The sequence below is a fragment of the Planococcus maritimus genome, assembly GCF_001592825.1.
Classification (GTDB): Bacteria; Bacillota; Bacilli; order Bacillales_A; family Planococcaceae; genus Planococcus; species Planococcus maritimus_C.
Window position 1 is genome coordinate 327,743 of record NZ_LTZG01000021.1, and the last position, 20,608, is coordinate 348,350.

Consider the following 20,608-nt stretch of genomic DNA (forward strand, 5'->3'; position numbering starts at 1 on the left):
CATCTCTCTACCTTCTGCCGAGTGAGCTAAAGAAATTAACTTCCACTCTAAACTAGGAGACGGAGCAGAAATGGCTGACTCCTGAGGGACCGAGCGGGCTGGCGAGACAAATGTGCCGCGTTCTTCGGCACATTGGCTCAACCCCCGCCCCCCGGAAAGCAGCCATTGGAGCGCAGTCTACAAGAAGTAGCTTCTACACTCATTTCTCTAATATGTCCTGTCACATTCACACTCAAATCACCATAAAAACCGCCAGGGAAATCTCCCTGGCGGTTTTCATTATTTATCCTATAACAATATTGACCAATTTTCCTGGAATGGCGATGACTTTGCGTACTTGCTTACCTTCTGCCGCCTTTTGGACGTGCTCGTCGGCGAGTGCCGCTTCTTCCAGTTGTTCTTTCGTGATGTCTTTTGCGACAGTCAGCTTACTTCTTACTTTGCCATTCACTTGGACGACGATTTCGATTTCATCGTCTACTAACTTCGACTCGTCGAATGTCGGCCATGCTTCATACGTTACCGTTTCGCTATGCCCGAGTTTATTCCAAAGCTCTTCAGCCAAATGCGGCGCGATCGGCGACAGCATCTTCACGAAGCCTTCGATATACTCTTTCGGCAAGTTGTCGGCCTTATACGCTTCATTGATAAAGACCATCATTTGCGAAATTGCCGTATTGAAGCGCAGTCCGTCGAAGTCTTCGGTCACTTTCTTGACGGTCTGGTTATAGATTTTCTCCAGCTTGCCGTCATTTTGTTCAACGACTTTACTTGAGATTGTTCCTTCTTCAACCAGCAAACGCCACACGCGGTCAAGGAAACGGCGAGATCCGTCTAGACCGTTCGTCGACCAGGCGATGGACGCTTCGAGCGGCCCCATGAACATTTCGTACATGCGCAGCGTATCCGCCCCGTGGCTTTCGATGATTTGGTCCGGGTTGACGACATTGCCTTTGGATTTCGACATTTTCTCATTGCCTTCACCGAGGATCATTCCTTGGTTGAATAATTTCTGGAACGGCTCTTTTGTCGGCACGACGCCAAGGTCATAAAGCACTTTATGCCAAAAACGCGCATACAATAAGTGAAGGACGGCGTGTTCCGCACCACCGATATAGACATCAACCGGAAGCCAGCGTTTCAATAATTCCGGATCTGCGATGGCTTCGTCGTTGGTCGGATCGATAAAGCGCAAATAATACCAGCAGCTACCTGCCCATTGCGGCATCGTGTTCGTTTCGCGGCGGCCTTTCATGCCGGTTTCAGGATGCGTCACGTTGACCCATTCTTCGATATTGGCAAGCGGCGATTCGCCAGTTCCGCTCGGTTTGATGTCTGTCGTGACCGGAAGTTCGAGTGGCAGATCCGCATCGTCGACCGGTGACATTGTACCGTCTTCCCAGTGGATGATCGGAATTGGTTCTCCCCAATAACGCTGGCGGCTGAACAGCCAATCGCGCAGGCGGTACGTGATTTTCTTCTCGCCGACGCCTTCCGTCTCGAGCCAGTCGATCGCTTTTCCGATCGCTTCGGTTTTGTTCAAGCCGTTAAGGAATCCGGAATTGACGAGTTCGCCGTCACCAGCGTAAGCTTCTTCAGCGATATTGCCGCCTGAAACGACTTCAACGATCGGCAATTCGAATTGTTTGGCGAATTCGTAATCGCGCTCATCATGTGCCGGAACCGCCATGATGGCACCAGTTCCATAAGTTGCGAGGACGTAATCGGCGATCCAGATCGGCATTTTCTCGCCGCTTGCCGGATTGATCGCATAAGCACCTGTGAAGACGCCCGTCTTGTCTTTAGCCAGATCGGTACGTTCCAAATCGCTTTTCGTTTTCACTTTGTCGATATAGGCAGCGACCGCTTCACTTTGTTCGGATGTCGTGATTTCCCCGACCAATTTATGTTCCGGGGCAAGTACTGCATACGTCGCGCCGAAAATTGTATCCGGGCGAGTCGTAAAGGCGCGGAAAGAAAGCCCTGTGCCGTCGATGTTGAATTCGAGCTCAGCCCCTTCGGATTTGCCGATCCAGTTGCGCTGCATGTCCTTCAAGCTTTCCGGCCAATCGAGTTCGTTCAAATCTTCGAGCAAACGGTCTGCGTATTCTGTAATGCGCAATACCCATTGGCGCATCGGGCGGCGTTCAACGGGATGGCCTCCGCGTTCAGAAACGCCGTCGACCACTTCTTCATTAGCAAGCACTGTACCGAGTGCCGGGCACCAGTTGACCGCTACTTCATCAACATACGCCAAGCCTTTATTGTAAAGCTGGATAAAAATCCATTGCGTCCATTTGTAATAATTCGGGTCGGTCGTATTGATTTCACGGTCCCAATCATACGAGAAGCCAAGCTCCTGAATTTGGCGCTTGAAAGTCTCGATGTTTTTAGCCGTAAATTCTGCCGGGTCATTGCCGGTATCAAGCGCGTATTGTTCAGCCGGCAAACCGAAGGCATCCCAGCCCATCGGATGAAGTACATCAAAGCCTTGCATACGTTTTTGGCGGCTCAAAATATCGGTCGCCGTGTAACCTTCCGGGTGCCCTACGTGGAGACCGGCACCTGATGGATACGGGAACATATCCAGCGCGTAGAATTTTTCCTTGCCTGGCGTATTTTCGGTTTTAAAGGTTTTGTTTTCCTGCCAGTGACGCTGCCATTTCTTTTCAATTTCTTTGTGATTAAACGACATTTCTTATTTTCCTCCTCTAATTACAAGCGGATGTCCGCATGCCTTACAGATTTTCAGCAAAATAAAAAATCCCGCCCCTTAAACTAAGGGACGGGATTTTTCCCGCGGTACCACCCAAATTAGCGCTATAGCGCTCAACTTGATTCCTTAACGCGGAAAACGGCGCAATGATTGCGCAGACTCCAAGGCGAGTTCGGATATGTTGCAGGCCGGCTCACACCATCCGCCGGCTCTCTGTGCTGCAAAAACATCCTACTATTCCTCTTCACGGCCATTTGCTATTGATTTCATTTTAGCTGAGCGCTCATTTTTATGCAATAGCTCAGTGTACTTTGACGCCTTCTGTATTCAGCTCGGCATCAGTTGCAGCGACGACGTCGTCGACCGAGAAGCCTTCGAACACTTCTTTTAGGACGAGCCCAGCATCCGTCACTTCGATCACCGCGCGTTCCGTGATGATCAAATTGACGACGGCTTTGCCGGTCAGCGGCAATTCGCAAGCCTTCTTGATTTTAGCCGATCCGTCTTTTGAAACATGATCCATGATAACAATGACTTTTTTCGCGCCGTGCACGAGGTCCATCGCACCGCCCATGCCTTTAATCATTTTTCCGGGAATCATCCAGTTGGCCAGGTCGCCATTCTCTGCGACTTCCATGCCCCCAAGAATGGCCACGTCGATATGACCACCGCGAATCATCGCGAATGACTCAGCGCTCGTGAAAAAGGCGGAGCCTGGGATGGTAGTAACCGTTTCCTTGCCGGCGTTGATCAAATCGGGGTCAACTTGATCTTCGGTCGGATAAGGCCCAATGCCAAGCAAACCGTTTTCAGATTGCAAGACGACTTGCTTGTTGTCGGAAATGAAGTTTGCGACCAAAGTCGGCATGCCGATGCCGAGATTGACGTAATCTCCGTTGTTGATTTCTTTTTCTGCCCGTTTTGCGATTCGTTCTCTGATAGCTTGTTTGTCCACTTCTGTCCCCACCCTTTCTTAACGCGTCGTCAAACGCTCGATTCGTTTTTCCTGATCTGCCTGGAACAAGCCTTGCACATAAATGCTCGGTGTTTGCACCTGATTCGGGTCGATATCGCCGATTTCCACTAAATGCTCAACTTCTGCAATAGTCACTTTTCCAGCTGCCGCTGCGAGCGGGTTGAAATTCTGTGCCGTTTTGTTGTAAACAAGATTGCCCATTTTATCAGCCTTATGTGCACGGACGAGTGAAAAATCTGCTTTCAAAGCCATTTCCAGCACATGTTCCTTGCCATCAAATTCGCGGATTTCCTTGCCTTCCGCAACAGTCGTGCCGACGCCAGCCGGTGTAAAGAAAGCCGGGATGCCCGCGCCGCCTGCACGCATTTTTTCAGCGAGCGTGCCTTGTGGCGTAAGTTCCACTTCGATTTCGCCAGATAACACTTGGCGTTCAAATTCTTTGTTTTCACCGACATAGGAGCCGATCATTTTTTTGATTTGTTTGTTTTTCAGCAATAAGCCGAGTCCCCATTCATCTACTCCGCAGTTATTGGAAATAACAGTCAAGTCTTTAACCCCTTTATCGACTAGCGCCAGGATTAGCTGTTCTGGAATTCCTACCAGTCCAAATCCTCCAACCATGATGGTGGCGCCGTCTTGTATCGGTTCGACTGCCTCTTTGGCAGAATTGTAAATCGGTTTCATTGCGCGTTTCCCCCTCTGCAACATTAACTGAATTTTAATTCAATAAAACGCTTCCATTACCAATTTAACCAAAAGTCCTTTGTAAACGCAACAAGGATCGTGACGCACAAGCTTTCCGGCTAGCAGCCGCGTGTTATAATAGCGAGCAAGGAGTGGTTTTAATATGAACAAGGAATTCCCTTTCCCAAGTGACGGGAAGCGCTACTATACATGGAATCGCCATTTGCGCGGCAAGTTCGGCGAAAAAATCATGAAAATTTCGCTCGATGCAGGATTTGATTGCCCAAACCGCGACGGTACGGTCGCTTTTGGCGGCTGTACCTTTTGCTCGGTTGCAGGATCCGGCGATTTCGCCGGCGATCGCGTCGATCCGATTCCCGTTCAATTCGAGCAAGTCAAAGCCAATATGCACCGCAAATGGAAAGACGCCAAATACATCGCCTATTTCCAGGCTTATACGAATACTCATGCGCCGATCGACGTCATCAAAAAGCAATTCGAAGCGGCCCTCGCGCAGGACAATGTCGTCGGCATCAGCATCGGCACACGTCCTGATTGTTTGCCTGATGAAGTCGTTGAATACTTGGCCGAACTCAATGAACGCACGTATTTATGGGTAGAACTTGGCTTGCAAACGGTTCACGAGCGCACCGCCCGCCTCATCAACCGCGCACATGATTTCGATACGTACAAAATAGGAGTCGACAAACTGAGGGCACACGGCATCAATATTTGCAGCCATATCATCAACGGCCTACCGCTTGAAGACCAAGACATGATGATGGAAACAGCTCGTGCCGTCGCACAGCTCGACGTTCAAGGGATCAAGATCCACCTATTGCATTTACTGAATGGCACCCCCATGGTCAAACAATACGAAAAAGGCATGCTCGAATTTATGGAAAAAGATGCCTATATCCAATTGGTCGCCGATCAATTGGAAATCATCCCGCCTGACATGGTCGTCCAGCGCATCACAGGAGACGGGCCAATCGATTTGATGATTGGACCGATGTGGAGCACCAATAAATGGGAAGTGTTGAATGGTATTGACAAAGAACTTGAAACACGCGGCAGCTGGCAAGGAAAGCATTTTGCCGGGAGTGTGGCTTTATGACTTTGCAACGTGTCTTGCCGTTCACTAAATCTTTGCTCGAACAAGCTGTTCAACCTGGGGACATTGCGGTAGATGCCACCGCCGGAAACGGGCACGATACCCATTTCCTCGCAGGACTTACCGGTAATAGCGGAAAAGTGTACGCCTTCGATATTCAAACACAAGCCATCGAAGCGACCAAACAGCGTGTCGAAAATTTTTCCCATGTCGAATTGATCTGCGATAGCCACGCGAAAATCGAACAATATGTATCAGAGCCGATTGCCGCCGCCGTCTTCAATCTCGGCTATTTGCCAAAAGGCGACCACTCTATCATCACAAAAGCTGCTAGTACTTTGCAGGCAATCGGCCAATGCCTAGAGCGGTTAAAAGTTAATGGCTTGGTGCTGGTGGTCATTTATTCAGGACATGATGGCGGCAGCGAAGAGCGCGACGCTGTCATGGATTACGTCAAGCAATTGCCGCAAACTCGCTACGATGTCATGAAATATGAATTCATCAATCAACAGCATTCTCCGCCCTTTTTGGTCGCCATCGAAAAAAAACAACCGCGCAAACAAAAGTGAGTCCTAAATTAAAAGAGCAGCGTGCATTTGCACGCTGCTCTTTTACTCATTTCTCTACCGGGCCTTCTAGGACGATTTTTCCGATTGTCTTGCCGGACATCAATTTTCCGTAAGCTTCTTTCAAATTTGCAGCATTGATTGGTGTCATCGTGTCATTAAGTGTCGACCGGATCTTGCCCATATCCGCCCAATCCGACAATTCATTCAACAAATGGTGCTGATCGATCATATCCTTCGTTTGATACATTGAGCGCGTGTACATTAATTCATACACAAAAGTTACGCTTTTTCCGAACAGGGACGGAGCAAGTGGTTCAAACGCTGGCAGGATGGAACAAATCTTACCTTGAGGCTTGATTGCCTCAGCCATTCCTGCCATGTGGTCATCGGTATTGGTCAGACAGAAAATATAGTCCACACCTGCAATACCTACTTTCTCTAATTGAGGCAACAATTCCTCATGATGGTCAATTATAAAATGTGATCCAAGTTTTTCTGTCCACTCCATCGTTTCCTGCCGTGACGCCGTTCCAATAACCGTCAGTCCAACTAAGTTTGCAATTTGCGTCGCAATCGAACCGACACCGCCTGCAGCCCCGATGATGAGAATATTTTTGCCTTCGTTGTCTTGAGGGTTTTTGGAGATGCCCAAGCGGACAAATAAAGCTTCCATCGCCGTGACGCCTGTTAAAGGCAAGGCTGCCGCATGCGCAAAATCCAACTTTTTCGGTTTATGGCCAACGATGCGCTCATCAACTATATGAAATTCGCTATGACCGCCTGCTCTAACGTTGGTGCCTGCGTAGAATACTTCATCACCTACTGCGAACAATGAACACTCATTGCCAACGGCCACCACCACTCCAGCAACGTCTCGCCCGACGATCGTCAAGGAATCATCGTCCTGCTTTTTTGCATCGCGTGTTTTATAATCGGTCGGGTTCACTGACACGGCCTTTACCTCGACAAGCAAATCATGCTCTTTTGGCTCAGGCTTATCCAATTCTACCGCTTCAAATTCCGGTGGCTGTTCCGTATTTCCAGGTTTGTAAAATCCAAGTGCTGTCATTTTTGAACTCAATTCACTTCGCCTCTCTTTCCTTTATTCATATATTCATTGCCATTCGTTCTATTGCACAGCCGAAATATCTTCAACGTAAGCATCAACAACCACTGGCCGTTTGCTTGTTTTCGCTTTCGATAAGGCATCTTGTAATTCTTCGCGCGTTTTTACGGTATACCCCTCTCCGCCGCACGCGATGGCGAATGCCGCAAAATCGATATTGGCAAGTTCGACATTTGTCGGCTTATTGCCCGTCATTTTTTGTTCATCTTCGATCAATTGAAGCTTTTGGTTGTTAAAGACAACGACGAGCATCGGCAACTCGTATTTCACTGCGGTGACAAAATCTTGCATGCCCATAGAAAATCCGCCGTCTCCGACGATCGCGATCGCTTGTCTATCGGGATAGGCCAGTTTTGCCGCCAAAGCCCCAGGCAGACCGCAGCCCATCGTGCCGAGCCACGACGACAAGACAAGTTTTTGTCCAGTCAGCTGCAAGTATTTAGCCGTCCAGATGGTGATGCTCCCGACATCGAGTGAAACGACGGCATCCCGCTCCATGATGTGCTGGATTTCGCCAAGCACTTGCTGGGGCTGCAGTTTATCGGTCTGTTTATCGATATCTGCCTGCAGCTTGTCATGCCAATCGTTCCTTTTTTCCTTGAATTCCTCCAAAAAAGCAGAATCTTTTTCACCTAGCTTGTCTGTCAGCCAAGAAAGTGCCGGCCCAAGATCGCCCACGACCCCGACAGTCGCCGGATAATATTTGCCAATCACGCGCGGGTCGACATCAATCTGGATCGCCGGTGCTTTATTTGGCAAATACTCGCGGTATGGATAGGCAGTGCCTGCCAAGATGACGAGGTCCGTCTGCTTCATCGCCTGTTCAGCCGGTTCTGTCCCCAACTGCCCGAGCTGTCCCAGATTGTTCGGGTGGTCATCGGGGATTAAGCCTTTAGCCGGCAGGGAAGCAATCAGCGGTGCTTGTAATTTTTCAGCGAATGCCAGTACTTCACCCGAGGCGTGTTGTGCGCCTTTGCCAGCCAGGATCACCGGCTTTTTAGCGGCCTGCAATTGCTTTAATGCCTCGTTCAAATCTTCTTCTGCCGCCCGGATGTTCGGGGCTGAATATTCCGGAGAGGTCATCTGTTGTTCCCGCTTGATTTTCGTGCTGAATAAATCATCCGAGACGACGAGGACAGCCGGCCCTTTTTCGGCATATGCTGCACGCACTGCCTGATTGAGCATATCCGGCAATTGCTCGGCATTTTGCACGCGGCGGTTATAGACCGACACGTCATCGAACATCGATTCCAATTTCAATTCCTGGAAAGTGTCGGTGCCAACAGAACTGCTGGCCACTTGGCCCACAATCGCAAGTAGCGGCGTTTTGTCTTTCTTCGCATCATACAAGCCATTTTGCAAATGAATCGCCCCAGGCCCTGCGATCGATAGGCACACGCCGATGCGGCCGGTCAATTTCGAGTATGCCGAAGCGGCAAGGGCTCCGGTTTCTTCGTGCCGGATCTGGATAAAGCGGATGTCCACCTTACGCAATTCCTCCATCAATTCATTGATGGAATCTCCCGGCATGCCGTATATATGGTCTACATTCCATTGCTTTAATAATTCTACTGTGTGGCTGCCTGCGGTACGCTCGAACATATTCATTCCTTCTTTCCTGATTTCTGTTGTTTCAACTCTTTATCCTTCCAGCGCATCTCTAAACCTTTTTCTATCCATATAAAAAAGCAGCAAGCTGTTTATCAGCCTACTGCTTTTCAGAGATTCTTTTTTTCATTTCTTCAGCGATCAATCGAAACGTCGTTAATTTATCATTGAAATCATAGGCGACGGAAACGATCATCACTTCATCGGCGCCATATTCCTCGCCGAGAGCTTCCAATTGATCCACCACTTGTACAGGATCGCCGACGACCATGCGCCGGCGATTTTCTGCAACGAGCAGCTTTTCGAATTTTGAATACTCGTAAACAATCGCTCGATCCGGCGGGGGCGTCCCGTCAGAAGGCATTGCTTGCGCCCCCATCGCAAGAGACAGATCCAAGGAAGACGCGACGTATTCCGCCTGTTCTTGTGTATCCTGACATACGGCAAAAATCGCTAGGCCCACATACGGCTTGTTGCCTTTATGAGGGACGAATGTTTTTCTATAGCTTTGCGCAAATGGCTGTCCGCCTTCGCCATTAATGAAATGAGCGAACATATATGGCAAGCCCTTTTCGGCAGCCAAGCGCGCAGATCCTTCGCCAGAGCCGAGCATCCAGATCGGCGGTGCATGAGGCGGCAGGGGGGTCGCTTTCATGCCGTAGTAATCATGACTTTCTGGAATGCTGTTTTCCAAATACATGCGCAGCTCATCCAGCTGCGCCGGGAAACGCCCCGCATCCCGCAAGCGACCGTTCGATAAAGCAAACGACGCCCTAGGCATGCCACCAGGTGCACGGCCGACGCCGGCATCGATGCGGCCAGGATATAGACTCTCCAGCAAATTGAAATTCTCGGCCACTTTGAAAGCCGAGTAATGCGGCAGCATGACACCGCCGGAACCAAGGCGGATTGACCTCGTTTTCGCGCCGATATGGCTGATCAAGATCTCCGGCGAAGAACCGGCTAAAGTTTTGGCGTCGTGATGTTCCGATACCCAAAAACGGGTATAGCCCCAGTCTTCTGCGTGCTGCGCCAGCCGTACCGTATCAGCTAGCGCTTGTTGGGCTGTCTGTCCCTCGGAGACCGGGGATTGGTCCAATATACTAAAACGAAGCGGCATCTCCATCTCTCCTTTTTATTAACTATAGTTGTGAATAGATTAAAGGATTATTGGCTGCGGCGCATTCTTTCCGCTTCGGCTGCCGATTCGGCAAAGTACAGCATGGCCTTGAATATTTCATCCCGCTCCGGTTCCTGCAGCAAATCGTGGTAACAGAACGGCCATTCCTTGAAATGAAATTCATTCACAAGCTGTCTCGATAGCCATTTCCGCCCCGCTGCCGTCTGTGTCATCAAATCCCGCTGGCCCGCCTGGAGCATGACCGGGATATCCACGAGCTGCATTTGTGCGGCTCTCTCCATATAGCCTTGCAATTCCTTCCACCAGGTCGGCGAACTGAGCGACTGAATCGCTTGAGGCGAATTCGACGAGTCATCCTGGAACTTGCGTCTCGTCAAATGGCGCAATTCGACTCCGTGGTCGATTTTCCCTTTGCCGGTCAATTTGCTGAGGCCGGACAAGGCAAGTGCCGGCTTGCTTGGGGCTTTTTGCAGCTCGAACCAAGGAGAAGTCAGTATGGCGCCAGCCACGGGATAGCGCTGTTCTGACAGGGCATGGATGGCGATCGAAGCGCCAAGTCCGTGTCCAGAAAGGATGATCGGCAAACCCGTTCCCGCTGACAAGCGCAATAGTTCGGCAGCTGTCTTATCATATTCAAAAAAAGGTTCCCGGTGCACTGAATCAGGAGATGCCAGTGTGCCGTGGCCCGGCAAGTCTCCCATATAGACATGAAAGCCGTTCCTGCGCCATTTTTCGATTTGCCATGCATAGCGCTGATGTTCCTCATAGGCACTATGTATCAATACGACGACGCCTTTTGCCTCGCCTTCTGCTTGCCATTTCCACATAACCTGCGCCTCCCTTATCCAGCTTGATCGATTGACCTTTTCCAATGTTTTGATACGATTAGAACTAATTACATCTTATCAAGCTTAAAGGAGCTTTGCCATGATCTATCCATATAAAGACAAATCACCAAAGATTGACAAATCGGCATTTATCGCTGATTACGCGACCGTTACAGGCGACGTTACAATCGGCGCCCATTCATCGGTCTGGTTCAATACCGTCATCCGTGGAGACGTTGCCCCGACCATTATCGGAAACAACACCAATATCCAGGATCTATCAATGTTACACCAAAGTCCGAACACCCCTCTTATACTTGAAGACAATGTAACGATTGGCCACCAAGTGACCTTGCATAGCTGCACCGTGAGAAAAGGTGCGCTCGTAGGCATGGGCTCGGTCATTCTAGACGGTGCCGAGATTGGTGAAGGTGCTTTTATCGGCGCCGGAAGCCTTGTGCCGCAAGGAAAAACCATTCCAGCCGGCACGCTCGCATTCGGACGCCCCGCAAAAGTAGTGCGCGAATTAAACGAAGCGGACAAAACAGATATGGAACGCATCGTCCGGGAGTATGCTGAAAAAGCCGCCTACTATAAATCTCTTCAATAGAAAAAGCAGACGGAATTTTTCCGCCTGCTTTTTTCTTATGCGTTCGCTTGTTGTTTCAAAGCATCCGCTTTGTCTGTGCGTTCCCACGGAAGGTCGACATCCGTGCGTCCGAAATGGCCATAAGCCGCTGTCTGTTTGTAGATCGGGCGGCGCAGATCCAACATTTTGATGATGCCGGCTGGGCGCAAATCAAAGTTCGCGCGTACTAGTTCGATAAATTTGTCTTCGCTGACTTTCCCTGTACCGAACGTATCGACCGCAATCGATACCGGATGTGCAACGCCGATTGCATAGGCAAGCTGCACTTCACATTTATCAGCAAGTCCAGAAGCGACGATGTTTTTCGCTACATAACGGGCTGCATAGGCACCGGAACGGTCAACTTTCGTTGCGTCTTTACCGGAGAATGCACCTCCGCCGTGTCTTGCGTAGCCACCGTAGGTATCAACAATGATTTTACGGCCAGTAAGACCGGCATCGCCTTGTGGCCCGCCGATTACGAAGCGGCCAGTCGGGTTGATGAAGTATTTTGTCTCGGCATCAAGCAATTCAGCCGGTACGACTTCATTGATGACATATTCCTTCAAGTTGCGTTGGATTTGCTCCAAAGAAACTTCCGGATGGTGCTGCGTTGAAATGACAATCGTATCGACACGCACCGGTTGATTGTTTTCATCGTATTCAATCGTTACTTGCGTTTTGCCATCTGGGCGCAAATACGGCAAGATTTCTTCTTTGCGCACTTCCGCCAGGCGGCGTGCGAGTTTATGAGCCAAGCTGATCGGCAATGGCATCAATTCTTCTGTTTCGTTTGAAGCATAACCGAACATCAAGCCTTGGTCGCCTGCCCCGATTTCATCCAATTCCTTATCGGTCATCTGGCCTTCACGTGCTTCAAGTGCCACGTTGACGCCAGCAGCGATATCCGCCGACTGCTCATCGATTGCCGTCAACACAGCGCTCGTCTCGGAGTCGAATCCGTATTTCGCACGCGTATAGCCGATTTCCTTAACGGTTTGGCGGACGACTTTCGGGATGTCTACGTATGTAGATGTCGTGATCTCGCCTGCGACAAGGACAAGTCCTGTCGTCACGGTTGTTTCGCATGCGACACGCGCATTTGGGTCTTCTGTTAGGATGGCATCCAGGATCGCGTCTGAAATTTGGTCGCAAATCTTATCCGGATGGCCCTCTGTTACTGATTCTGATGTGAATAATCGACGGTTTGTCAAAAAAAGTTCCTCCTTATATCCTGCGAGATTGCTCTCGAAATTGATACGGTACTCGTTTTCCCATGTCAAGTCCGTTTCCGGTGATCGGAATTGAACTTCCAGCTTTTTCAGCCTGCACACGAGGATTAAGGGCATTCCATAAAAAAATCCCTTCTCTCATCTTCAAGCAATGAGGAAAGGAATAATCATCATAAGCACCTTTCACTCTTATCGTCCAAGGCATTCGCCTTGCTTCAGGTTGGGCACCATCGCTGCAATTGCAGCAGGTTGCCGGGTTTCATTGGGCCTGCACCCTCCACCAGCTCGGAATAAGAGTATCCGTTCAATTTCCCATCATACGGAATGAGTCAAGCGCTGTCAACGTTTTTAGGGGAAACGGTTGTCAGACTTTTAAGCATGCATCTTTTTCTACTATTGAATAAACACAAATCCTCAACATTGACAGATTTCTAGTTATTAGTATAGACTAATCGCGGCAATGTGTTATACTAATGTTCGAATATACATCTTCCCCATTCATTTGGGAATAAACGAAAAGGAAGGTACATATATATGACTTCAGTGAACCTATCAAATGATTTGAAAGAGCTATTGAACGGCTCAAATATCAATACGCAATTGTCCGTTCCCCAATTGGTGGAAGCGGCTACATCCCGCGGGGAGGCTGTATTGACGCGTGAAGGCGCTGTCAAAGCGGAAACCGGCAAATACACAGGCCGTTCGCCTAAAGACAAGTATATGGTAGAAGAAGCGATTTCGAAAGATAAAATTGACTGGGGCAACGTCAACCGCCCGATTTCCTCTGAAATCTTTGAAAACCTATATGCTAAAGTCATCAATCATTTGAAAGAGAAAGACGCTTTGTACGTCTTCAAAGGCTTTGCCGGCGCAGATCCTGAATCGCGCCTTGCGATTCAGACGATCAATGAATATGCATGGCATAACCTATTCGCCCATCAATTGTTCATCCGCCCGACAGCGGAAGAACTGAAGACGCACGAAGCTGAATTCTCTGTCGTTTATGCCCCGACTTTCCACGCAGACCCAGCGGTGGACGGAACGGATTCTGAGACCTTTATCATCGTATCGATGGAAAAGAAAATCATCTTGATCGGCGGTACGGAATACGCTGGCGAAATGAAGAAATCCATCTTCTCAATCATGAACTATATCCTTCCTGAAAAAGACATCCTCCCGATGCACTGCTCGGCAAACGTCGGCAAAAACGATGATGTTGCTTTGTTCTTTGGCCTTTCCGGTACAGGAAAAACAACCTTGTCGGCTGATGAAGACCGTAAATTAATTGGCGACGATGAGCATGGTTGGTCCGATAACGGCGTCTTCAACATCGAAGGCGGCTGCTATGCCAAAACGATCAACCTATCACGTGAAAACGAACCACAAATTTTTGACGCGATTCGTTTTGGTTCGGTGCTAGAAAACGTCGTGGTCGATGAAGATACCCGCATCCCGGATTACGATGACGGTTCGCTGACTGAAAATACGCGTGCAGCCTATCCAATCGATGCCATCGACAATATCGTCGTCCCTTCTGTTGCAGGACACCCGAAAACGATCGTCTTCCTGACGGCCGATGCATTCGGCGTATTGCCTCCAATCAGCAAATTAACGAAAGAACAAGCGATGTATCATTTCCTTAGCGGTTACACATCGAAATTAGCTGGCACAGAACGCGGTGTCACGTCACCTGAAGCAACGTTTTCGACTTGCTTCGGATCTCCATTCCTTCCCCTTCACGCGACTGTTTACGCTGAAATGCTTGGCGACAAGATCGATGAGCACGGTGCAGACGTCTACCTCGTGAACACGGGCTGGACTGGCGGCGAATACGGCGTTGGGAGCCGCATGAAATTGTCATACACCCGCACAATGGTCCGCGCAGCAATCCGTGGCGACTTGAACGGTGTCGACATGGAACACGAATCAGTCTTCGGCTTGAATATGCCTAAAGAAATCCCTGGCGTGCCGACTGAAGTCTTGAATCCGCGCAACGCATGGGCCGATAAAGAAGCTTATGACCAAAAAGCACAGGAACTGGCGAAGAAATTCAAGGACAACTTTGAAAAATTCGGTACTGTGGATGCTGGCATCAGCCAAAAAGGCGGCCCTACCCATAATTAAACAAGTAAAAGACGAAGAGAAATGATTCATTTCTCTTCGTCTTTTTTATATTCTTTATTCACAGTCAGTGAAGCTTCTTGATGTCATGGCCATTTCAAGCTAGGTTCTTCGCTGTTCCTGTTCTTTCATCCACACCGTCAACGCTTTCGCAGTCTTGCGATTCGCCAATGGCGGGAAAAAATGCGTATATTCTGGGAAATACCAGGTTTCACACGGCTGCTGATTGAGCTGCAATGCTTGTTCCAACAGAAATGCTTGCTGGGGAGAAACATTATCATCTTTCATGCCATGGATAATCAGGTAAGCAGCATCGCTTTCACCAATGCGCATCAAGGGATTACGTTCTTCAAATGCCGGAAGCGCGGTGTTCGGCGTGCCGCCAAATAGCCGTTTCATCATGCGGCGCATATCCAGCCGCTCTTTATACGTCAGCACCGTATCCGTGACGCCAGCCCAGGTTACGACAGAACAAATATCATTTCTCAAAATAGCTGTCCACAAGGCCATAATGCCGCCCCGTGAAAAGGCCAATAAATGTACCGGGCCAGTGCTGAATTTTTTTAGCACATCCACGGCATGAACAGCATCATAGCGATCTGCACCGGCAAATTCGTCTTTCCCTTCACCGCCCCGATTCCCCCTGTAATAAGGCGCGAACACAGTAAATCCCATGCCTGCAAATTGCGCGATCCGTGCCGGTCTTACCATTCCAATTGATTGGATGCCACCACGCAAATATAAGATTCCGCTGCCGCTTAAAGCGGTTTTCGGTTCTGCCAGCAAGCCTTTAATGCGCAAGCCCTCAGACCAATACGTTACTTCGCGCAAGCGCACATTCGGATTCGGTGAAGGATACCACCTCATCGATTCAATGTCTCCATTTTTCAACAGTCTTCACCTTCTCTATAATCGCTTCCATCCCCGCATCGCGCATAAGGAAGCTGTAATTTTCATTGACCACTAGATTCGGGACCAGTACCGGGCCTTCCGTTTCCAGCCATTCCACTTTTTCCATACTATCGATCGTAGCCATGAATACCGTTTTGCTAAAAGGTTTATCTGTACACACTGTATATTCCGCAATCCAGTTTAATTCATTTACAATGGCTCCGGTTTCTTCAAACACTTCTCGTTTCGCCGCTTGCACCAATGATTCCATTGGTTCCGCTTTGCCCCCCGGAAACTCAAGCCCGCGCACAGAATGCTTTGTCAAAAGCCAATTCCCTTTAAATTTCCCAATGACCAGCACATGCCGGCTATCGATCTGCGACTGTCCTTGTTTAAAAAACAAATGGCAAACACATCCATTCAAATCTCTATACTCCATCGAACATCCTCCCGGCTTCAGAAAAAGCGTACAACCGGCTATCGGTCGTACGCCCATTTCTTCTATTCTACTTCTTTTCGCCGAGAAATGCAGACAGCATCCATGAATGCTTTTCCAAGTTTTGATGAATGGCATTGAACATGTCTTCTGTCATGTCATCACCGTCTTGAGAAGCGAGTTCCATTCCCTTTTTCAAAGATTTCATGATTTTATCATAATCGGAAACGATGTTATCAACCATTTGCTCCGCGCTTTCGCTGCTTGTCGCTTCATCGACAACCGACAGTTCAAGTTGTTCTTTCATCGTCGCAACAGGCTTCCCGCCTAGTGCCAGCAAGCGCTCCGCAATTTCATCCATATGAAGTGTCGCCTCGTTATATAGTTCTTCAAATTTCACGTGCAAAGTAAAGAAAGAAGGTCCTTTAACATACCAGTGGAAATTATGTAATTTCGTATAAATTACTGACCACGAAGCGACTTGAACGTTTAATTCTTCATTTAAAGCTGTTGACACAAGACATCACTCTCCATTTTTTAATAAGTTCCTATGCTTTATAATTACCTCTGAAAGCTCTACAATAAACATCAACGAATCTCAATCAAACGTGAAAGAAGTGTTCCCACCATGAAAACCGCATTGATCAAATTGTTTCGTTTTTATCAACGCTTCATCTCTCCCTTGTCCCCGCCGAGCTGCAGGTTCTATCCAACTTGTTCTCATTACGGCATTGAAGCTGTAGAAAAACACGGAGCTTTAAAAGGCGGCTATCTCGCAACCCGTCGCATATTGAGCTGCCATCCGTTCCATAAAGGCGGAGTAGATTTTGTCCCCGAAGAATGGCCCCCTAAAAAATAGGCGGGTTTTTCTTGTGTTCAAGAGCGTTCTATTGTATGATTCTAAGAGTCAATAAAACGTAACGATTACATTTTATCATTCACCAAAAACTCGGAGGGACATTTAATATGAAGAAATTAGCAGCATTATCGGGAATCGCACTTATTTCATTGCTAGCCGCGTGTGGCAATACCACAGAACCCGGCAACGGAGCGGAAGATGAAGCAGCGGAAGGAAAGCTCGATGTTTATGCGACCGTTTACCCGCTCGTCTATTTTGCAGAACGCATAGGCGGCGATCGCGTCAATGTAAAATCGGTTTATCCAGCTGGTGCGAACGAACACAGTTTTGAACCGACTCAAAAAGACATGATCAATATGGCAGACGCCGATTTGCTCTTTTATGTCGGATTAAACCTTGAAGGCTTTATCGACAGCGCACAGGAAACGCTGCAAAACGAAGACCTTGAATTTGTCGCTACGGCTGATGGCATCACCGATGAACAGCTAGAAGCGGCAGCAGGTACACATTCAGAAGACGAACACGGCCATGAAGAGGAAGATGCACATGAACACGAAGAAGATGGCCATGATGGAGAAGGCGAAAGCCAAGAGGAAGAAAGCGGCCATGAAGGTCATGATCATGGCTCCACCGACCCACACGTGTGGATCTCCCCAGTATTAAGCCAAGAACTCGCCGCTTCTGTCCGTGACTCCTTATCTGAACAAGATCCACAAGGCGCGGAACAATTTGAAGAAAATTACGAGGAACTCGTTGCAGAACTTGAAACACTTGATGAATCCTTCCAAAACTTGCACGAAAAAGTCGAGCGCGACACCTTTTTCGTGTCACACGCGGCTTTTGGCTATCTTTCCGAACCCTATGGATTTGAACAAGTTGCCGTTGCGGGATTGAACAGCCAAGATGAACCATCCCAGAAAGAATTGACGGAAATCGTCGATATGGCTCGCGAGAAAGACATTCAATACATCGTCTTTGAGCAAAACGTCTCGTCGAATTTGACGGAAGTCATCCAAAAAGAAGTCGGCGCTGAAGCGATCGAAATGCATAATCTTGGGGTATTAACTCAAGAAAACATCGATAACGATGAAACGTATTTCACTTTGATGGAAAAAAATCTTCAAGCACTCGAAACTGTATTGAAATAGCAAAAACTCGCCGGATAGCCGGCGAGTTTTTTTATATATTCAGCTGATACCCGATTCCTGGGTGTTCGCTAAGTTTGATTTCCCCATGCTCCACGCGGATTTCTGGATCCACGATATCTACCTGCCAAAAATGGCCGGAGTCTGAAAAATCACCTGTCAGTTTGATTTCCGGCAACGAAGCCAACGCCAGATTATGTGCTTTTGATATACCGAATTCAATCATGCCGCCGACCCACATTTCAATCTGCGAATGTTTGCAGAACTCGACAATTTTCAAAGTTTCCGCCCAGCCGCCAAGACGCCCCATTTTCAAGACAACGATATCGCCAGCCTGCTGCTCTGCCATACGCTGCACATCCTCCAAACTATGAATGCTTTCATCCAGACAAATCGGCGTTTTCATGTTCGCCCGTGCCATTCGGTGGGCTGCCCATTCCTGTTCACCGTATGGCTGCTCGATTAATGCAAAGCCAGCCTCATCAAATGGCAGTAACTCCTCTAATGCCAATCCTGAAAAACTGCCATTGGCATCAGCGTAGAAAGATATTTCGGCATGCGCCGCTACTATCTCTTTGAGCATTGCGGCATCGGTTGCAGGTGAAACTTTCAATTTGATGCGACGGTATCCGCTTTCGATAGCTGCTTTTACATTCCCGAGTAATTGATCACTGCTTCCAGCGACCACCACACCCGCAGGCACTGGGCTCTGAACTCCTCCGACATACTCATAGAGCGGCATGCCTTTTTGTTTGGCGAATAAATCCCAGACAGCCATCTCTATCGCCGCTTTCGCCATCTGATTGCCTTTCACTTTTGAAAATAGCCGCGCTGCGTCAGTAGGATGATCCAATAACTGTCCCTTGAGCAATGGCGTCAATACGGTATCCATAACAAAACGGCTACCCACTACTGTCTCTGCGGTATACCAAGGCGTATCAAACGCCACACATTCCCCGTAGCCCTCTTGCCCATCCTCATCCTGGACGATCACCACTGTAGCTTCCCGCTCCTCCACTTTCTGCAAGACGGTCACAAAAGGCTGATTCAACGGCTTTTTCACTTGATGGAATTGGATGTCTGCGATTCTTACAGCCATTGCTTTAATTCCCTTCTGAGCAATTTATTCGACGCATTTCGCGGCAGTTCATCTACTAGCTTGAACAGTTTCGGCACTTTATAGCCAGCCATCTTGCCGCGGCAAAAATCCGAGAGTTCCTCTAGCATCTGCGGGTCTTCTAGGACGACAAACGCTGCCGGCACCTCGCCCCATTTGCTATCTGCCATCGCACAAACTCCGGCTTCGCGTACAGATGGATGCGCCATTAAAACGTTTTCGATTTCAGCCGGATAGACATTCTCACCGCCAGAAACCAGCATGTCCGAACGCCTGTCGACTACGTATAAAAATCCTTCTGCGTCCAAATAACCGATATCGCCCGTCGCGAGCCAGCCGTCTTGTTGGACAGTACGTTCTTTAAAACGTCCGATGTATCCCGGGGTCACTTGTGGCCCTTTAATCAAAATTTCTCCCGCTTCCCCCGGATTCGCCCCATCGATTTTCACTTGATACAAAAACAAAGGTTTTCCAGCGGAACCGATTTTTGTTTTCGCATCAGCCGGCTGCAAGGTCGTCGTCTGTGACGATGTTTCCGTCATGCCGTAAGTTTGGAGCACTTGAATACCATGCGCTTCCGCCCGTTGCAAATAAGACACCGGCACTGGGCCACCACCCGCCAGAATTTGCTTGAAACGCGAAGATACCCGTAATTCGCGTTGCTCGATTTCCCGCAACACTTGGTCAAGCGTCACACCGACCATCGAACTATGCGTCACATGCCCCTTGCACAATTCCTCCGCACACGACGAAGCGTCGAACTTGTCGTAAAGCCGAACCCCCATGCCGTAGACGAGCGAGCGCATCAAAATCGAAAAGCCGCTAATGTGAAACAAGGGCACCGTACATAACCAAACGTCGTCAGGAGCAATGCCTAAATTCAGTGCAGAAGACACCGCGCTCGAAAAATGGTTTTCAGCGGTTTGCCTAACCCCTTTTGGCTGCCCCGTCGTTCCTGATGTATACATGATCGAAATGGTTCTGTCTTTCGCCCATTCCGCTATTAAGTTAAACTCAGCAGGTTGTGTTTGTTTTAATTGCTCGAAAGAAACCGGCTTTGCCGCCGACACTTTTTCGATTAATTTTGCATCCACAAATACTCGGTCCACGCCCGCATCTTCGATTTGATAAGCCAGTTCCGCTGCGGCGAGCCGTTCATTGAGCATGACCATTTCACAGCCAAGGTGTAAGCAGCCATACATGACAAAAACCGCTTCAGCATTCGATTTCGCCAACAAAGCCACTCGTGATTGTTCCGTGATGCCAAAATGCGCCAGTTTTCCGGCATAGTCAAGTGCGATAGCGTTTATTTCTGCGAATGTCCAGTTATCCTCACCAAATGATAAAGCCAGTTTATTGCCCGTCACATAAGCACGTTGAGTCAACCAATTCGGATAAGTCATCTTCAAAATCCTTTC

At 48.7% G+C, this 20,608-nt stretch carries 19 protein-coding genes, 1 riboswitch and 1 other annotated feature; of the genes, 6 read left to right on the forward strand and 13 right to left on the reverse strand.

Annotated features, from left to right (window positions below; all coding sequences use genetic code 11):
* Nucleotides 1–283 precede the first annotated feature (283 nt).
* The 3 genes from leuS to AY633_RS12030 form a co-directional block, all read right to left on the reverse strand.
* Nucleotides 284–2,695, reverse strand: coding sequence for a leucine--tRNA ligase (leuS, locus tag AY633_RS12020; protein ID WP_068488560.1), 2,412 nt, complete (start codon nt 2,693–2,695; stop codon nt 284–286).
* Nucleotides 2,696–2,778: 83 nt separating this feature from the next.
* Nucleotides 2,779–2,973: a binding site (T-box leader), on the reverse strand.
* A gap of 44 nt (nt 2,974–3,017) precedes the next feature.
* Nucleotides 3,018–3,671 carry a 3-oxoacid CoA-transferase subunit B gene (locus tag AY633_RS12025; RefSeq protein ID WP_068488561.1) on the reverse strand — a complete coding sequence of 218 codons (654 nt, stop codon included), beginning with the start codon at nt 3,669–3,671 and terminating at the stop codon, nt 3,018–3,020.
* Between the two features lie 18 nt (nt 3,672–3,689).
* Nucleotides 3,690–4,376 (reverse strand): CoA transferase subunit A, encoded by a 687-nt coding sequence (locus AY633_RS12030; RefSeq protein WP_068488562.1) that lies wholly within the window; start codon nt 4,374–4,376, stop codon nt 3,690–3,692.
* 163 nt (nt 4,377–4,539) lie between these two features.
* Here AY633_RS12030 and AY633_RS12035 point away from each other — a divergent pair, with 163 nt between their 5' ends.
* Entirely contained in the window at nt 4,540–5,493 is a 954-nt protein-coding gene (locus tag AY633_RS12035; RefSeq protein WP_068488563.1) for a TIGR01212 family radical SAM protein, read from the forward strand.
* Nucleotides 5,490–6,059, forward strand: a complete 570-nt coding sequence (locus AY633_RS12040; RefSeq protein WP_068488564.1) for a class I SAM-dependent methyltransferase — start codon at nt 5,490–5,492, stop codon at nt 6,057–6,059. The genes AY633_RS12035 and AY633_RS12040 overlap by 4 nt, the downstream gene beginning before the upstream one ends.
* Before the next feature lie 46 nt (nt 6,060–6,105).
* Here the strand turns inward: AY633_RS12040 and AY633_RS12045 are convergent, their stop codons facing one another.
* The 4 genes from AY633_RS12045 to AY633_RS12060 form a co-directional block, all read right to left on the reverse strand.
* Nucleotides 6,106–7,128, reverse strand: a complete 1,023-nt coding sequence (locus AY633_RS12045) for a zinc-binding alcohol dehydrogenase family protein (RefSeq protein ID WP_068488596.1) — start codon at nt 7,126–7,128, stop codon at nt 6,106–6,108.
* A 60-nt stretch (nt 7,129–7,188) separates the two neighbouring features.
* Nucleotides 7,189–8,787: a pyruvate oxidase gene (locus AY633_RS12050; RefSeq protein WP_068488565.1), complete on the reverse strand. Its 1,599-nt coding sequence runs from the start codon at nt 8,785–8,787 to the stop codon at nt 7,189–7,191.
* A gap of 106 nt (nt 8,788–8,893) precedes the next feature.
* Nucleotides 8,894–9,913 carry an LLM class flavin-dependent oxidoreductase gene (locus AY633_RS12055; RefSeq protein WP_068488566.1) on the reverse strand — a complete coding sequence of 340 codons (1,020 nt, stop codon included), beginning with the start codon at nt 9,911–9,913 and terminating at the stop codon, nt 8,894–8,896.
* A 47-nt stretch (nt 9,914–9,960) separates the two neighbouring features.
* Nucleotides 9,961–10,761 (reverse strand): alpha/beta hydrolase, encoded by an 801-nt coding sequence (locus AY633_RS12060; protein WP_068488567.1) that lies wholly within the window; start codon nt 10,759–10,761, stop codon nt 9,961–9,963.
* A gap of 100 nt (nt 10,762–10,861) precedes the next feature.
* Between AY633_RS12060 and AY633_RS12065 the strand changes: the two genes are divergently transcribed.
* The gene (locus AY633_RS12065; RefSeq protein ID WP_068488568.1) at nt 10,862–11,371 is read left to right on the forward strand and encodes a gamma carbonic anhydrase; all 510 of its coding nucleotides are present in this window, start codon (nt 10,862–10,864) and stop codon (nt 11,369–11,371) included.
* A 35-nt stretch (nt 11,372–11,406) separates the two neighbouring features.
* On the opposite strand, the gene metK is transcribed toward AY633_RS12065, so the two are convergent.
* Nucleotides 11,407–12,603 (reverse strand): methionine adenosyltransferase, encoded by a 1,197-nt coding sequence (gene metK, locus AY633_RS12070; RefSeq protein WP_068461530.1) that lies wholly within the window; start codon nt 12,601–12,603, stop codon nt 11,407–11,409.
* A gap of 204 nt (nt 12,604–12,807) precedes the next feature.
* Nucleotides 12,808–12,918, reverse strand: a riboswitch (SAM riboswitch).
* Between the two features lie 237 nt (nt 12,919–13,155).
* On the opposite strand from metK, the gene pckA reads away from it, so the two are divergent.
* The gene (gene pckA, locus AY633_RS12075) at nt 13,156–14,745 is read left to right on the forward strand and encodes a phosphoenolpyruvate carboxykinase (ATP) (RefSeq protein WP_068488569.1); all 1,590 of its coding nucleotides are present in this window, start codon (nt 13,156–13,158) and stop codon (nt 14,743–14,745) included.
* 99 nt (nt 14,746–14,844) lie between these two features.
* Here pckA and AY633_RS12080 read toward each other — a convergent pair whose 3' ends face one another.
* The 3 genes from AY633_RS12080 to AY633_RS12090 all read right to left on the reverse strand — a co-directional run bounded on the left by AY633_RS12080 (nt 14,845) and on the right by AY633_RS12090 (nt 16,586).
* Nucleotides 14,845–15,609 carry an alpha/beta hydrolase family protein gene (locus tag AY633_RS12080; protein ID WP_068488597.1) on the reverse strand — a complete coding sequence of 255 codons (765 nt, stop codon included), beginning with the start codon at nt 15,607–15,609 and terminating at the stop codon, nt 14,845–14,847.
* Nucleotides 15,610–15,613: 4 nt separating this feature from the next.
* Complete coding sequence (locus tag AY633_RS12085; RefSeq protein WP_068488570.1) at nt 15,614–16,072, reverse strand: NUDIX domain-containing protein; 459 nt, start codon at nt 16,070–16,072, stop codon at nt 15,614–15,616.
* 67 nt (nt 16,073–16,139) lie between these two features.
* The gene (locus AY633_RS12090; RefSeq protein ID WP_068461525.1) at nt 16,140–16,586 is read right to left on the reverse strand and encodes a Dps family protein; all 447 of its coding nucleotides are present in this window, start codon (nt 16,584–16,586) and stop codon (nt 16,140–16,142) included.
* A 111-nt stretch (nt 16,587–16,697) separates the two neighbouring features.
* Here AY633_RS12090 and yidD point away from each other — a divergent pair, with 111 nt between their 5' ends.
* Together yidD and AY633_RS12100 are read left to right on the forward strand one after the other, a co-directional pair.
* On the forward strand, nt 16,698–16,928 hold the full coding sequence (yidD, locus tag AY633_RS12095; RefSeq protein WP_068461522.1) for a membrane protein insertion efficiency factor YidD: 231 nt from the start codon (nt 16,698–16,700) through the stop codon (nt 16,926–16,928).
* 107 nt (nt 16,929–17,035) lie between these two features.
* Nucleotides 17,036–18,076: a metal ABC transporter solute-binding protein, Zn/Mn family gene (locus AY633_RS12100; RefSeq protein WP_068488571.1), complete on the forward strand. Its 1,041-nt coding sequence runs from the start codon at nt 17,036–17,038 to the stop codon at nt 18,074–18,076.
* Between the two features lie 31 nt (nt 18,077–18,107).
* Here the strand turns inward: AY633_RS12100 and menC are convergent, their stop codons facing one another.
* Nucleotides 18,108–19,172 carry an o-succinylbenzoate synthase gene (menC, locus tag AY633_RS12105; RefSeq protein ID WP_068488572.1) on the reverse strand — a complete coding sequence of 355 codons (1,065 nt, stop codon included), beginning with the start codon at nt 19,170–19,172 and terminating at the stop codon, nt 18,108–18,110.
* Entirely contained in the window at nt 19,163–20,593 is a 1,431-nt protein-coding gene (locus tag AY633_RS12110) for an o-succinylbenzoate--CoA ligase (RefSeq protein ID WP_068488573.1), read from the reverse strand. Before AY633_RS12110 ends, menC begins: the two co-directional genes overlap by 10 nt.
* Between the last annotated feature and the right edge of the window lie 15 nt (nt 20,594–20,608).

What these genes read in the sequence shown, in the direction of transcription:
- AY633_RS12100 (WP_068488571.1), top strand. Translation starts at nt 17,036, where the DNA reads ATGAAGAAATTAGCAGCATTATCGGGAATCGCACTTATTTCATTGCTA.
- AY633_RS12110 (WP_068488573.1), bottom strand. Translation starts at nt 20,593, where the DNA reads ATGACTTATCCGAATTGGTTGACTCAACGTGCTTATGTGACGGGCAAT.
- AY633_RS12040 (WP_068488564.1), top strand. Translation starts at nt 5,490, where the DNA reads ATGACTTTGCAACGTGTCTTGCCGTTCACTAAATCTTTGCTCGAACAA.
- AY633_RS12065 (WP_068488568.1), top strand. Translation starts at nt 10,862, where the DNA reads ATGATCTATCCATATAAAGACAAATCACCAAAGATTGACAAATCGGCA.
- AY633_RS12055 (WP_068488566.1), bottom strand. Translation starts at nt 9,913, where the DNA reads ATGCCGCTTCGTTTTAGTATATTGGACCAATCCCCGGTCTCCGAGGGA.
- AY633_RS12035 (WP_068488563.1), top strand. Translation starts at nt 4,540, where the DNA reads ATGAACAAGGAATTCCCTTTCCCAAGTGACGGGAAGCGCTACTATACA.
- leuS (WP_068488560.1), bottom strand. Translation starts at nt 2,695, where the DNA reads ATGTCGTTTAATCACAAAGAAATTGAAAAGAAATGGCAGCGTCACTGG.
- pckA (WP_068488569.1), top strand. Translation starts at nt 13,156, where the DNA reads ATGACTTCAGTGAACCTATCAAATGATTTGAAAGAGCTATTGAACGGC.
- menC (WP_068488572.1), bottom strand. Translation starts at nt 19,172, where the DNA reads ATGGCTGTAAGAATCGCAGACATCCAATTCCATCAAGTGAAAAAGCCG.
- AY633_RS12050 (WP_068488565.1), bottom strand. Translation starts at nt 8,787, where the DNA reads ATGTTCGAGCGTACCGCAGGCAGCCACACAGTAGAATTATTAAAGCAA.
- AY633_RS12060 (WP_068488567.1), bottom strand. Translation starts at nt 10,761, where the DNA reads ATGTGGAAATGGCAAGCAGAAGGCGAGGCAAAAGGCGTCGTCGTATTG.
- AY633_RS12080 (WP_068488597.1), bottom strand. Translation starts at nt 15,609, where the DNA reads ATGAGGTGGTATCCTTCACCGAATCCGAATGTGCGCTTGCGCGAAGTA.
- AY633_RS12085 (WP_068488570.1), bottom strand. Translation starts at nt 16,072, where the DNA reads ATGGAGTATAGAGATTTGAATGGATGTGTTTGCCATTTGTTTTTTAAA.
- yidD (WP_068461522.1), top strand. Translation starts at nt 16,698, where the DNA reads ATGAAAACCGCATTGATCAAATTGTTTCGTTTTTATCAACGCTTCATC.
- AY633_RS12045 (WP_068488596.1), bottom strand. Translation starts at nt 7,128, where the DNA reads ATGACAGCACTTGGATTTTACAAACCTGGAAATACGGAACAGCCACCG.
- AY633_RS12030 (WP_068488562.1), bottom strand. Translation starts at nt 4,376, where the DNA reads ATGAAACCGATTTACAATTCTGCCAAAGAGGCAGTCGAACCGATACAA.